16 protein-coding genes are annotated in these 12,921 nt (G+C 70.6%); 12 read left to right on the top strand and 4 right to left on the bottom strand.

Going from position 1 to position 12,921, the window contains the following annotated elements:
• Window positions 1–289: 289 nt before the first annotated feature.
• From ABD901_RS11010 to ABD901_RS10970, 9 genes are all read left to right on the top strand, one after another.
• Entirely contained in the window at window positions 290–790 is a 501-nt protein-coding gene (locus ABD901_RS11010) for a hypothetical protein (protein ID WP_345124050.1), read from the top strand.
• A 300-nt stretch (window positions 791–1,090) separates the two neighbouring features.
• Window positions 1,091–1,714, top strand: a complete 624-nt coding sequence (locus ABD901_RS11005) for a TrmH family RNA methyltransferase (protein WP_345124048.1) — start codon at window positions 1,091–1,093, stop codon at window positions 1,712–1,714.
• A gap of 19 nt (window positions 1,715–1,733) precedes the next feature.
• On the top strand, window positions 1,734–2,414 hold the full coding sequence (locus ABD901_RS11000) for a DUF6758 family protein (RefSeq protein ID WP_345124046.1): 681 nt from the start codon (window positions 1,734–1,736) through the stop codon (window positions 2,412–2,414).
• A gap of 130 nt (window positions 2,415–2,544) precedes the next feature.
• Window positions 2,545–2,703, top strand: coding sequence for a hypothetical protein (locus tag ABD901_RS10995; RefSeq protein ID WP_203853873.1), 159 nt, complete (start codon window positions 2,545–2,547; stop codon window positions 2,701–2,703).
• 5 nt (window positions 2,704–2,708) lie between these two features.
• Window positions 2,709–3,614 carry a PH domain-containing protein gene (locus ABD901_RS10990; RefSeq protein ID WP_345124044.1) on the top strand — a complete coding sequence of 302 codons (906 nt, stop codon included), beginning with the start codon at window positions 2,709–2,711 and terminating at the stop codon, window positions 3,612–3,614.
• 86 nt (window positions 3,615–3,700) lie between these two features.
• Window positions 3,701–4,384 (top strand): SigE family RNA polymerase sigma factor, encoded by a 684-nt coding sequence (locus ABD901_RS10985; protein WP_345124042.1) that lies wholly within the window; start codon window positions 3,701–3,703, stop codon window positions 4,382–4,384.
• Window positions 4,385–4,401: 17 nt separating this feature from the next.
• The gene (locus ABD901_RS10980) at window positions 4,402–5,631 is read left to right on the top strand and encodes a hypothetical protein (protein ID WP_345124040.1); all 1,230 of its coding nucleotides are present in this window, start codon (window positions 4,402–4,404) and stop codon (window positions 5,629–5,631) included.
• Window positions 5,632–5,655: 24 nt separating this feature from the next.
• Window positions 5,656–6,510, top strand: coding sequence for a PHP domain-containing protein (locus ABD901_RS10975; RefSeq protein WP_345124038.1), 855 nt, complete (start codon window positions 5,656–5,658; stop codon window positions 6,508–6,510).
• Complete coding sequence (locus ABD901_RS10970) at window positions 6,507–7,280, top strand: TetR/AcrR family transcriptional regulator (RefSeq protein WP_345124037.1); 774 nt, start codon at window positions 6,507–6,509, stop codon at window positions 7,278–7,280. Before ABD901_RS10975 ends, ABD901_RS10970 begins: the two co-directional genes overlap by 4 nt.
• Window positions 7,281–7,290: 10 nt before the next feature.
• On the opposite strand, the gene ABD901_RS10965 is transcribed toward ABD901_RS10970, so the two are convergent.
• Entirely contained in the window at window positions 7,291–8,535 is a 1,245-nt protein-coding gene (locus ABD901_RS10965) for a glycoside hydrolase family 18 protein (protein WP_345124036.1), read from the bottom strand.
• Between the two features lie 118 nt (window positions 8,536–8,653).
• Between ABD901_RS10965 and ABD901_RS10960 the strand changes: the two genes are divergently transcribed.
• Together ABD901_RS10960 and ABD901_RS10955 are read left to right on the top strand one after the other, a co-directional pair.
• Window positions 8,654–9,271 carry a MarC family protein gene (locus ABD901_RS10960; RefSeq protein ID WP_345124035.1) on the top strand — a complete coding sequence of 206 codons (618 nt, stop codon included), beginning with the start codon at window positions 8,654–8,656 and terminating at the stop codon, window positions 9,269–9,271.
• 29 nt (window positions 9,272–9,300) lie between these two features.
• Window positions 9,301–10,119 (top strand): RecB family exonuclease, encoded by an 819-nt coding sequence (locus ABD901_RS10955; protein ID WP_425556677.1) that lies wholly within the window; start codon window positions 9,301–9,303, stop codon window positions 10,117–10,119.
• A gap of 148 nt (window positions 10,120–10,267) precedes the next feature.
• On the opposite strand, the gene ABD901_RS10950 is transcribed toward ABD901_RS10955, so the two are convergent.
• On the bottom strand, window positions 10,268–10,471 hold the full coding sequence (locus tag ABD901_RS10950; RefSeq protein WP_345124031.1) for a DUF4190 domain-containing protein: 204 nt from the start codon (window positions 10,469–10,471) through the stop codon (window positions 10,268–10,270).
• Window positions 10,472–10,591: 120 nt separating this feature from the next.
• On the opposite strand from ABD901_RS10950, the gene ABD901_RS10945 reads away from it, so the two are divergent.
• Window positions 10,592–11,797 (top strand): acyl-CoA dehydrogenase family protein, encoded by a 1,206-nt coding sequence (locus ABD901_RS10945; RefSeq protein WP_345124029.1) that lies wholly within the window; start codon window positions 10,592–10,594, stop codon window positions 11,795–11,797.
• Here the strand turns inward: ABD901_RS10945 and ABD901_RS10940 are convergent.
• Window positions 11,775–12,188 (bottom strand): CoA-binding protein, encoded by a 414-nt coding sequence (locus ABD901_RS10940; RefSeq protein WP_345124027.1) that lies wholly within the window; start codon window positions 12,186–12,188, stop codon window positions 11,775–11,777. The two genes, ABD901_RS10945 and ABD901_RS10940, sit on opposite strands and share 23 nt — an antisense overlap.
• Window positions 12,189–12,197: 9 nt before the next feature.
• Window positions 12,198–12,917, bottom strand: a complete 720-nt coding sequence (locus ABD901_RS10935) for a hypothetical protein (RefSeq protein ID WP_345124025.1) — start codon at window positions 12,915–12,917, stop codon at window positions 12,198–12,200.
• Window positions 12,918–12,921: the final 4 nt, after the last annotated feature.

Below are 12,921 nucleotides of genomic sequence, written 5' to 3'. Positions count from 1 at the left end.
GGGTTTCCACGCGGAGGAGCCGGAGCCCCCGGCCACCGCTCCCCCGGCGGCGAGCACGCCGACCGCGACCGAGGCCTGAGCCATCGGGCGGATGCCAGGTTTCCGCGCGGAGCAGCCCCGCACGGCCGGATCGGCGCGGGTCCAGGGCCGAGTGACCAAGGCCGCGACCGAGCCCGGACGGCCAAGGTCGACGCAACCGGACGGCCAAGGTCAAAAAGGCGTGTCAGGCGCGGGAGAAAACCCGTAATCGGCGGATTTTTCGGCATACGCTCGGCAGTGGGAGGTTGCTATGCCGAGCCAGCCCGCATCCGGCCCGTCCGGCCGTCCGGCCGTGGCGCTCGACCTGCCGCTGCGGCGGCGGGAGTGGGATCTGCTCGTCCGGCTGCCCCGCACCGTGCTCGTCGCGGCCTGCGCCGGTGACGACCGGGTGGACGCCGTCGCCGGGGTCGAGGCCATCGCCGCGGGGCAGCGTTCCCGAGCGCTGCTCGTGCGCGGGGTGGTCGCGGCCATCTTCGCCGAGCAGCTCACCGACAACGACATCGACGCCGAGGCCGTCTCGCCGGCCACGGTGCTCGCCGACTGCGGGTACGCGGCGCGGCTGCTGGCCGAGCGCCTCGGGTCCGACATCGCGCTCGCCTACGGCGAGTGGCTGATCGACATCGCGTCGAGCGTCGGGCGGACCGCCTGGCAGGCCGGGCGGATCCGGCTCGGCGGCGTGGAGGTCCCACTGGCGGAGCGGCGCTTCGTCAACGGGATCGCCCGAGAGCTGGCGCGCGCCCTGCACCGCTGAGCGGAGGGCGCGGCGCCGACGAGCGCCGGTCGGGTGGGCTGAGCAAACCTTCTCACCCGGCCGGCCTCCAACCCTGCTCCAGAAGTTCCGACAAAGCAGGCTCGGCGCAGAAAATCGTGAAATGTCGGATAAGTCATGGCGCGGAGCGCCCAACTTATCCGGTTCTTCGCCCGCGCCGCCGAGAGCTGAGCCGGGAAAAGCCCAGAAGCCGGCTGTGGGAGGCCGCGAGCGGCGCTGGGGAAATACGGGGTGAAATACCGCCGGGATCGAACGAGACTCTTGAGGTACCGTCGCGGGGAAATGGAACCGGATACGGACCTCGAGGTCGGGGTCGGGCCCTGGGAGGGTCCGTGGCCCGCCGCGCCACACTACGACCCGCAGCTGCTCGCGGACGGCGACCGGCGAAACGTCGTGGACCGCTACCGCTACTGGCGGCTCGAGGCGATCGTCGCCGACCTCGACACGCGGCGGCACCCGTTCCACGTGGCGATCGAGAACTGGCGGCACGACCTCAACATCGGCACGGTGGTTCGCAATGCGAACGCGTTCCTGGCCGCCGAGGTGCACATCGTCGGGCGGCGGCGGTGGAACCGGCGCGGGGCCATGGTCACCGACCGCTACCAGCACGTGCGGCACCACCCGGACGTGGAGGGCTTCCTCGCGTGGACGCGGGAGCGGGACCTGTCGCTGATCGGGATCGACAACCTGCCGGGGGCGCGGCCGCTGGAGCGGGCCGTCCTGCCGGAGCGCTGCGTGCTGCTCTTCGGCCAGGAGGGGCCCGGCCTGTCGGAGGAGGCCCGGCTGGCGTGCAGCGCGGTGTACTCGATCGCGCAGTTCGGATCGACCCGGTCGATCAACGCGGGCGTGGCCAGCGGCATCGCCATGCATACCTGGATCCGTCAGTACGGGGTCGCAAACCCCTGACCGGCCTTACGGTGGGTATATGGGCGTCGCAGTCAGCTGTCCCCGCTGTGGTGGTCCGGTGCGACCGCCGGACCTCATGCACTCCGAGTGGCGATGCGACGGTGACGGCGCGGTGCTGCCGCTGCACGTCGCGCAACACATCGGGCCCGAGATCGTCGACGCGGCGAGAAGCCGGCTGATCGCGGCCGCGCAGCGGGCCGGGACCAAGCGGCCGACGCCGCTGTGGTGTCCGTGGCCGCTGCCCACCGGCTGGACGGTGACCGGGGTCGGCTGGGTCGGCGACGAGCGCTCCGGGGTCCGCGCGACCGTGGTGGCCTGCAGCGGGCCGGGGCCCGTCGAGCACGGGCCGGCCGACTGCGTGATCGTCGCCGAGGAGCCCGGCATCGGGCTCGGCACCCGCTTCGCCGGCATCCCGGGGACCGATCCGGGGCCGTTCTTCGACGGGGACCTCGCCACCACCACCGCGCATGCAAAGGTCCGGACCTCCGGCTGGCCGACCCCGCTGTGGATGGCGAAATCGCCCGAGGACCGGTGCGCGTACATCGGCGAGGCGGCCGGAATGTGGATCTATGTCATCACGTGGCCCGCCGCGGCCGGATATCTCCTCGAAGAAGGGCTTGACCTGCACGATCTTTCCGATGTCGTGCCACCCCAACTCGTGTACGGCGCGCCGTCGCCCTATCTTCTCGGCAAGGCGTAGACAGCCGCGACTAGGATCAAGCTCCGAGTCGATGCTCGGCGCGGCGCAACTGCACCCTGAGCCGCGCAGCTGATACGCTGAGTTCGCCGGGACGTTGGTTCGCAACGCCTCGGGGAGGGGATTGACGGCAATGGTCAAGAAGGTCCTCACCTGGGGAAGCATTGCCTTCCTCATCTTCTTCGTGGCATATCGGCCGCAGTCGGCCGCCGAGGTGTTCAAGTCCATCGGCGGGGGCATCATGGACATCGCCACCGGGTTTGGCGACTTCTTCTCTAGCCTGGTTGCCTGACGTCGATGTCCACCGGCGCCGAGCCTCCCGAGGACGACCCGAACGCCCGTCGAAACCAGGACCGGGACACGGAGCCGATTCCACGCGCCCGACCCGAGGCACGACCCGAGCCGCTCTCGGACCCCTTCGATGCGCCCGGTGAGGCCGGCGCCTACTCGGCGTCGGCGGATTACAGCGCGGACGGCGACGATTTCGTCTCCGACGCCTATGCCGACCCGCTCACCGACGGTGCCTACGCGCGCGGCGGTTCCGGCCGGCAGTATGGCGACGCACCGCCCACGTTCTCGCAGGACGAGTTCGCCCGGCTCCAGGGCGGCGACACCGGACCGTCGGTGCCGCCCGGCAGCCGCGTGGCGCCCCTGGAGGACGAGGCCAGCCGGCACGCGGCGCGCTATTTGTTCCCGACGGAGAAATTCCGCGGTGAATGGAAGCGGCACTGGATTCAGCTGGCGAAAGAGGGCCTGATCGCGATTTTCGCGACGATCGCGATGGGCTATATCGCGGGCTGGCTGACCAAGCACAACCAGACACAGCTGCGCACCGCCGTGCTGATCATCTGGGCGTTGGTGATCCTCTGGTGCGCCTGGCGGGTCGCGGACTGGTGGTACGACCGCTTCATCCTCACCAACAAGCGGGTGATGGTCGTCTCGGGGATCTTTACCCGCAATGTCGCAATGATGCCGCTGCTGCGGGTCACCGACATGAAATACGTGCAGTCATTGACGGGCCGCATGTTCGGCTACGGCCATTTCGAGCTCGAGTCCGCGGGTCAGGATCAGGCGCTGCGCAATATCCGCAACCTGCCCAACCCCAATGAGCTTTACCTGCGCATCGTCGAGGAGATGTACGAGCCGGAGGCCGTGGAGGCCCGCCTCGGGCGAGCCGCCAGCGGCGACGACGACGGCACCTGAGAGTTCGCTGAGAATCGCCGGGGGGATGCAACCCCAGCACCCGTTCGTTGCGTCTTCGTACGTGGGCGGAGGGGGAGGGGCGGCCGGTGCCGGACGACGCAGGGTTCCGTGAGGAAGACTTCCGTGAGTTCGTCGCGCTTCGCTCCAAGGCGCTCCTGCGGACCGCCTACCTCCTCGCCGGCGACTGGGCGACCGCGGAGGACCTGCTCCAGATCGCGCTGACCAAGACCTTCCTGGCGTGGAAGCGGCTCGGGCACATCGAGGCCGTCGAGCCCTACGCCCGGCGGGTCCTCGTGAACACCTCGACCAGCTGGTGGCGGCGCCGCTGGCACGGCGAGCGCCCGACCGAGGTGCTGCCCGAGAGCGCGGCCGCCGACCAGCTCGAGGAGAGCCTCGAGCGCGACGCCATGTGGCGGCACGTGCGCGCCCTGCCCAACCGGCAGCGGGCCGTGCTCGTCCTGCGGTACTACGAGGACCAGTCCGAGGCCGAGACCGCCCGCCTGCTCGGCGTGTCCGTCGGCACCGTCAAGAGCCAGACCTCCCGCGCCCTGGCGACGCTGCGCGACAAGCTCAGCGCCGAGGGTGTCCGCCCCGCCACACGCACCCAGCAGCAGCAGCCCACCGAGCCCGCCCGTCCGCCCGGCGTCCCGCCCGTGGCTGAGGAAATCGCCTCAGTTGAGGAGCCCGAACAACCTTTCGACGAGGTTGAGGCGCTTCTACCCGCGGAGACCTTGGTGGAAGAGCCGGTCGAAGAGCCGGTGGAAGTCTGACTGGGGACGTGACGACGATGCTGGAAGACGAACTCCGCGAGACGTTCGCGGCCAAGGCGGGCGACGTCCCGTCAGGGCCGCTCGCGTCCTTGCACGGGGTCGCCGACGCCGCCCTGCTGGGCGCCGCCCGGGTGCGCCGACGGCGGCGCCTGGCGGTCACCGGGCTGTCCGGGTTCGTCGCCGTGGCCACGGCCTCCGTGGCCGTCATGCACACGCTGACGGCCGGGGGCGCCGTCGGTGGCACGTCGGCCGAGGGCTCCCAGCGGCCCAGCACCGCGCAGCGCCCGTCCGCTGGGCGGGCGTCCGTCACGCCGACCGCGCCGGGCGGCACGCGCGAGGTCGAGGCGATCGGGCCCAGCAATCAGGTCGCCACCCGCGTGCGCTTCCAGCTGCCGGCGGCGAGCACGGTCACCGCGGCCTACCAGGCCAAGGACGGCTACCTGGTGATCAACACCCAGCCCGACGGCGACAAGCAGCTGGTCCTGCAGGACAACAGCGATCAGCAGCAGGTGCTCGTCGACGACGCGAGCAACATCGCGGTGGCCAAGGACGGCAAGACGGTGGCGTGGGCCGCGCAGGGGCAGATGAACGTCGGCTCCCGCAACAGCGGCGACGGCGGCGCCGGCAACAAGAAGGACGACAACAAGAAGATCACCAAGCAGACCTCCACCGACGTGCCGCAGGACACCCAGCCGGTCACGTTCGTCGGGGACAACCTCGTGATCAGCAGCGAGAGCCGGGGCTTCGACGTCTGGCACACCGACCGGGGGTACAACCCGTCGTGGGACAAGACGGTGGTTCGCGTCTTCGGTGGCACGGCCGACAACAGCGGCGTCTACGCCGAGGTGAAGGCGGCCTCCGCCGACACCCCGATGTGCCTGGCCCAGCTGCAGTTCGACCAGCCGTTCACGATCAAGAGCAAGATCTGCGGCCTGCCGGTGGCGGCCAAGGCCGGCGGGCGCATCTCCCCCGACGGCCACTGGCTCGCCTACCCGGTCGATGGCTACAAGTCGGTCGCGATCCTCGACCTCACCACGGTGTTCACCGGCACCAAGGCGAAGCTGTGGAGCCTCTCGGTGACCGCCAAGACCGTCTGGCTCAACGCGACGACGTTCGTGGTCGACAACGGCAAGAAGTTCCTCAAGCTCAACCCGACGGCGAAGACCACGGAGTACGATCCGCTGGACGACGACCAGGCGCCGGAGAGCGACCAGGTCGTCCTCATCGAACTGCTCGACGGCCAGTAGCGCGGGCGGCGCCTCTATAGGCTGGTGGGCGTGCGGATCGATCTTCACGCCCACTCCACCGCCAGCGACGGCACCTCGACCCCGGCGGAGCTGGTGGCGGAGGCGGCCGCGGCCGGGCTCGACGTCGTCGCCCTGACCGATCACGACACCACGGCGGGCTGGCCGGTCGCGATCGCCGCCCGCCCGGCCGGGCTCACCCTGGTGCCGGGCGCCGAGCTGTCGTGCCGGTGGCACGGCGGCGCGTGGCCGATCTCGCTGCACCTGCTGGCGTATCTGTTCGACCCGTCCGACGCCGCGCTGTCCACGGAGCTGGCGCGGGTGCGGCTGTCGCGGGAGACGCGGGCCGAGCGGATGGTCGAGATGATGTACGCCGACGGCATCGACGTCACCTGGGACGAGGTCCTGCAGGACGCGGCGGGCGGGACCGTCGGCCGGCCGCACCTCGCCCAGGCGCTCATCCGCCGGGGCCTCGTCGGCACGGTGTCGGAGGCGTTCGAGCCGCAGTGGCTGGGCCGGCGCTACCGGGTGCCGAAGGACGACCTCGACGTCTTCCTCGCGCTGCGCCTGGTGCTCGGCGCCGGCGGGGTGCCGGTCTTCGCCCATCCACGCGCCAGCGTGCGCGGACCGATCGTGCCCGACGCGCTCATCGCCGAGATGGCGGCCGCGGGGCTCTTCGGGCTGGAGGCCGACCACACCGACCACAGCCCCGACGAGCGGGCGCACGTGCGGCAGCTGGCGGCCCGGCTCGGCCTCGTCACCACCGGCAGCAGCGACTACCACGGCACCAACAAGACCGTCCGGCTCGGCGCGTGCACGACCGCGCCGGAGACGCTGGAGCGCATCGTTGCCGCCGGGAGCGGAAGCGGCGTGGTGGAGTGACCACGGAGTACAGCGGCGCCGGCGACCCCCGCCGCAGTATCGACCTGCTGTGGGGGCGGGTGCCGACCTCGGTCTCCCGGCGCGGGCCGCGGCCCAAGTTCACGGTGCCGGGGATCGTCGCCGTCGCCGTCGAGCTGGCCGACGCCGAGGGCCTCGCGGCCGTCTCGATGCGCCGGGTCGCCGAACGGCTGGGCGTCACGGCCATGTCGTTGTACACGTACGTGCCCAGCAAGGCCGAGCTGCTCGACGTCATGGTCGACGCGGTGTGCGGCGAGGCGGTCCTCGACGAGCACTCGGGCGCGACGCTGCGGGAGCGGCTGCAGGAGGTCGCCGAGTGCAACTGGCGGCTGTACCGGGCGCACCCATGGCTGCTGCAGGTGGCCACCAGCCGGCCGGTGCTGGGGCCGAACGCCATCGCGAAGTACGACTTCGAGCTGCGGGCCTTCGAGGGGGCCGGAGTGCCCGACGTGGCCACCGACCAGCTGCTGGGCCTGCTGCTGGACTACGTCACCGGCGCGGTGCGGGCCGCGGTGCTGGCCGGCCAGGCCGAGCAGCGCACGGGGCGCAGCGACGCGCAGTGGTGGGCCGACTGGGCGCCGCTGCTGGGCGAGGTGCTCGACCCGGCGCGGTTCCCGACCGCGGCGCGGATCGGGGCGGCCGCCGGCGAGGAGTACGGCGCGGGCGACCCACAGCGCGCCTTCGCCTTCGGGCTGCAGCGCGTGCTCGACGGGATCGAGCTGTTCGTGGGTCGCCCACGCGATCGTCGTTAGTGCACGGCTCTTAGTGCAGAGTCGTGTAGATCGTCTTGGTCAGGGTGCCGTTGGCGTCGTCACCGTCGAGCGACCAGATCATCGCGCCGCCGTAGCCGGACAGGCGCACGAACAGGCCCTTCTGGGCCACGACGACCGGGTCGTCGAAGGTCCAGAACGTCGTGCCGTTGAACAGCCAGGCGTGGCCGGACAGCACGTCGTGGTACACCTTGTAGCCCTGCTGCGGCAGCGTCGCGAGGACCTTGTAGTCCTCGGTGCCGGGGCCCCAGGTGCCGGCCGCCGGGCCGGTCGCCGGCTGGAACAGGCCGTGGTTGGCGTTGGTGACGCCGGTCCAGCCCTGCCCGTAGTAGGGCACGCCGAGCACGAGCTGCTTCTTGGGCGCGCCACGGTCGGTCCAGGCCTTCAGCGAGGTGGCGCCGCTGAAGTCCGGGTTGGTCGGGTTGTTGCGCGGTACGAACAGCGCGGACTGCTGGTTGGTCGTCGTCTCCCACGTGCCGTGGAAGTCATAGCCCTGCACCGAGCCGAAGTCGAGGTACTTGAAGATCTTGTTCGCCTCGAAGCCGGCGTCGATCTTGGCGGGGGCGGCCGGGAGGAACGCGGTCAGCGTCGCGTTCTTGCCCAGCTGCTTGCGGAACTCGGCGACGAGCAGCGTGAAGTTCTGCTTGTCCTCCGGGCGGATCACGTTGCCGGGGTTGCCCTCGGAGCCCGGCCACTCCCAGTCGAAGTCGAAGCCGTCGAAGACGCCGGTCGACATGAACGTGTCGATGCAGGACTGCACCAGGGCCTTGCGCGACGCGTCGGTCAGCGCGGCGTTGGAGAAGTTGGCCGAGAGGGTCCAGCCGCCCAGCGACAGGAGGACCTTGAGGCCGGGGTGCATGAGCTTGAGCTTGCGGAGCTGGTTGAAGTTGCCGTTGAGGGCCTGACCCGGCGCGTCGGCGACGCCGTCGACGCTCTCCTCGGCCGAGACCGGGCGCTGGTAGTCGGCCCAGGGGTCGGCGGAGGCGCACTTGCCGGTGGCGTCGACGTTGCCGAAGGCGTAGTTGATGTGCGTCAGCCGGGCGGCCTGCCCGCTCGTCTCGAGGTTCTTGACGTAGTACTGACGGCCGTAGATGCCCCACTGGATGAAGTACCCGACGCGCTTGAACTGGTCCTGATGCGGGGCGCCGTGGGCGCCCGCCGCGGTACCTGGCGCGAGGGCCAGCGACGTGGCCGCGAGCGCGGCCGCGAGCCCGGCCAGGACTCTGCGTTTGCCCATATAACACTCTCCATCTGTTAGGAAAGTTTGCTGTTCTCCAGGCAAATTAGGGGCCAGTGATCGATGGCGTCAAGACCCTGGTTTCCGCTCGATATAGGGCGGCCACGACAATCCGGTCGTGGATTTGAAGCTGTTCGGGGAAGTGTTCGTGACACTGTTGGTCATTTTGGACCCGCCGGGCGCGGTGCCGATCTTCCTCGCGCTCACCGGCCAGATGGAGCGCCGGCACCGCCACCGGGCGGCCCTGCAGGCGGTGGCCCTGGCCTGCGGCGTGGTGGTGGCGTTCGCGGTGGTGGGCCGGCAGATCCTGAGCTACCTGCACATCGACCTGCCGGCGCTGCAGGGCGCCGGCGGCCTGCTGCTGCTCCTCGTCGCGCTGGAGCTGCTGACCGGCAAGACGAACGACCCGCGCGACCAGGTCACCACGAACGTCGCGCTGGTGCCGCTGGGCACGCCGCTGCTGGCCGGCCCGGGCGCGATCGTGGCCACGATGCTGTTCGTGCGGCGGGCGGACCATTTCTCGGGGTACCTCGCCGTCGCCGTCGGCATCCTCGCCGTGATGATCATCGTGTACCTCGTGCTGCGCTTCTCCGGCGTCCTGGTGCGCATCCTGCGGCCGAGCGGCATCGAGGTCGTCACGCGCATCGCCGGCCTGCTGGTCGCCGCGATCGCCGTGCAGCTGCTCGCCGACGCGATCGGCGCCTTCGTCACCACGTACCTGCACTCACCTCACTGAATGCGGTTTTGTCGTACCCCGGTGGCAGGATGCTGAGCGTGGAGCAGTTGGGACTATTCGCAACACCGCGGCGGCTGTTCACCTGCACGCCCAGCAAGCTCGGCAGCTACGAGGACTGTCCGCGCCGCTACCGATTCACCTACGTCGACCGCCCGGCCCCGCCGAAGGGGCCGCCGTGGGCGCACAACTCCCTCGGCGCCTCGGTGCACACCGCCCTGAAGAACTGGTATGCGCTGGAGCCCGAGCGGCGCACGACGGCGGCCCTGCCCAAGCTGCTCAAGGCGACCTGGGTCCGCGAGGGCTACCGGGACGAGGAGCAGGAGCGGGAGGTCTACCGGCGGGCCCTAGCGTGGCTGGAGTCCTACGTGGACGGGCTCGACCCGCACGAGGAGCCGCTCGGGGTGGAGCGGACGGTGGCGACCCGGACCGAGACGCTGGCGCTGTCGGGGCGGGTGGACCGGATCGACCAGCGCGGCGACGAGCTCGTGATCGTCGACTACAAGACCGGTCGCTGGCGGCCGTCGGAAGACGATGCCCGTGGGTCGCGGGCCCTGGCGTTGTATGCCATCGCCGCCGCCCGGCAGTTCCGGAAGGCCTGCCGGCGGGTGGAGCTGCACCACCTGCCGACCGGGAGCGTGGCGGCGTTCGAGCACACCGACGAGTCGCTGGCGCGGCACCTGCGGCGGGCTGAGGAGACGGCGGCGGACATCGTTGCCGCGGAGGAGTCCACGGAGTTCCCGACGGCGGCTGGGGCTCAGTGTTCGTGGTGCGATTATCGGGGGGTTTGTCCGGCTGGGAAGGAGTTCTCGGCTCGGGCGCCTTGGGAGGCTGTGTCGTCCTCCGGCTGAGGGCTTCAAAAACCTTCTCTTCCGGGGGGCCGGGGGGATGTGTGCCCTCTAAACCCCCTGACGTGCTCGCGGCCGTGGGTGGGCGCTGTGGCGGCGTCCGTGGATGCGTGCTCGGCGTCCGGCGCTGGGCGCGGTCGTGGAAGACGTTCTAGAAACCGGCCATGACGATTGGGACGCCGCAGAAGATCAGTAGCTCCGTGTAGCCGACGATCATGGCGGCCAAGGCCAGGCCGGCGCCGGGGCGGTGGTCGCGGCGGCACTGGGACCAGGCTATGTGGCCCATCAGGATGCCGAACGGGGGGAGGATGATGGCGCAGGCCAGGGCGGCTATCGAGAGGGGATGCAGGCGCACCTGAGAACCATTTCACAAGGTTGCGTGGGGTGCTCACATTGGCCCTGGCTGCGAAAGCTCCGATACTTCGGGGGGTAGTACCAGCGGGTAACTTTGTGCTGACCAACGGAGGTCTCTCGTATGGCTCGTCTTGCTCAGACTCCCGGGCTTACCGACGTACAGCAGGCGATGCTCGAGACCGTCCGCGAGTTCGTCGACAAGGAGATCATCCCGCACGCGCAGCGGCTGGAGCACGACGACGTCTACCCGGCCGACATCGTCGCCGGGATGCGCGAGATGGGGTTGTTCGGGCTCACGATCGCCGAGGAGTTCGGCGGGCTCGGCGAGTCGCTGCTGACCTACGCGCTCGTCGTCGAGCAGCTCTCGCGCGGCTGGATGTCGGTGTCCGGGATCGTCAACACCCACTTCATCGTGGCCTACCTGGTGTCGCAGCACGGGTCGGAGGAGCAGAAGCGCCGGCTCCTGCCGCGGATGGCCACCGGCGAGGTGCGCGGGGCGTTCTCGATGTCGGAGCCCGGCACCGGGTCCGACGTCGCCGCCATCCGCAGCAAGGCCGTCGCCGACGGCGACGAGTGGGTGCTCGACGGGCAGAAGATGTGGCTGACCAACGGCGCCTACTCCTCCGTCGTTGCGACGCTGGTCAAGACCGAGCTCGGGGCGCCGTCGGTGTACGGGAACATGACGACGTTCCTGTTGGAGAAGGAGCCCGGGTTCGGGCTCAACGAGCAGCTGCCGGGGCTCACGATCCCGGGCAAGATCGAGAAGATGGGGTACAAGGGCGTCGAGACCACCGAGATGGTGCTCGAAGGAGTCCGGGTGCCCTCCTCCGCGGTGCTCGGCGGCGCCGACCAGGCCGGGCGTGGCTTCTACCAGATGATGGACGGCATCGAGGTCGGGCGGGTCAACGTGGCCGCGCGGGCCTGCGGGATCTCCATCCGAGCCTTCGAGCTGGCGATCGCCTACGCGCAGCAGCGCCAGACGTTCGGCGCGCCGCTGGTCAAGCACCAGGCGATCGCGTTCAAGCTCGCCGAGATGGCCACCAAGATCGAGGCGTCGCACGGGCTGATGGTCAACGCGGCGCGGCTGAAGGACGCGGGGCAGCGCAACGACGTCGAGGCCGGCATGGCGAAGCTGCTGGCCAGCGAGTATTGCGCCGAGGTGGTGCAGGAGGCGTTCCGCATCCACGGCGGCTACGGCTACTCCAAGGAGTACGAGATCGAGCGGCTGATGCGCGAGGCGCCCTTCCTGCTCATCGGCGAGGGCACCTCGGAGATCCAGAAGACCATCATCAGCCGCGGGCTGCTCAAGGAATACGGGGTGCGTTGATGGCGTGCACCGCGCGGATCACGGCGATGCAGGAGTTCTCGACGTAGTCCACGCCCGCCGCCTCGGCCAGGGCGCGGCCCTCCGGGGAGTAGATGTCCTGCTGCAGCCAGATCGCGGGGGCGCCGATCGCGAGCGCGTCCTTGACGACCTGGGTCGCGTCGGCGGACGGGCGGAAGACGTTGACCAGGTCGACCGGGAACGGGATGTCGGCGAGCGTCGCGTAGGCGCGCTCGCCGAAGATCTCGTCGGCGAGCGGGTTGACGGGCACGATGCGCCAGCCGTGGCGCTGGATCTGCAGCGGTACCGAATGGGCGGTCTTGAAACGATCCCGTGAGGCACCCACGACGGCGATCGTCCGGGCCTCGCGCAGGATCTGCTCAGCGGTGCGCATGCATCGACGTTAGCTCGCCACGGATGCGGCCGGCGCGATCAGGATCGGCTGCGGGCCGCCGCGCAACCCGGCCGCGATCCGGGCGTCCAGCAGCAGGGCATGGACGCGGCGCGCCTCGGCCTCGTCGCCGATCGCGGAGCGCAGGTGGGGGTGCGAGGCGTAGTACCCGAGCAGGTCCACGAGGAAGAGCAGGTTCGCGTCGACGCCGTCCGGGCGCAGGGCCACCGGATGGCGGCGGCCGGCGACCAGCAGGTCGAGGCGCGGGTTGTCACGGTCGCCGTTGAGCTCGACGCCGGCGATGGCCTCCCACGGGTACACCCGGCCGCGCAACCGCACCCCGGATTCCTGCAGTTGCAGCACCGGCGTGCGCCGGACCAGCCGGACGAGCAGCTGGGCGCCGGTGACGAACGACACGGTCGCGAGCACGGCGGCGGCGCCCAGGTCGAACGGGCGCGCGTCCGCCAGCACCGCGACGACGACGACCATGATCGCGACCGCGAACGCGCGGCCGGCGCGCGCCGAGGCCAGCTTGGCCGGCGGGTGGAACTGCCAGCCGGGGCGGGCCGGGGGCTCATCGCGCCGGCGCAGGTCGGTGAGCAGCTGGTTCAGGACGAAACCGGCGAGCCCGGCCAGGCCGAAGAGGACGTACCCGCCGGGGTCGAGCGCGTGCACCAGCGCGGCGGCGCCGAGCACCAGCAGCGGGGGGATCACGACCCAGGGCCAGCGCATGCCT

Source organism: Dactylosporangium darangshiense, assembly GCF_039537565.1.
GTDB classification, from domain to species: Bacteria; Actinomycetota; Actinomycetes; order Mycobacteriales; family Micromonosporaceae; genus Dactylosporangium; species Dactylosporangium darangshiense.
Note: the sequence above shows the minus strand (reverse complement) of the source record. Positions and strands in the feature narration are given on the sequence as shown.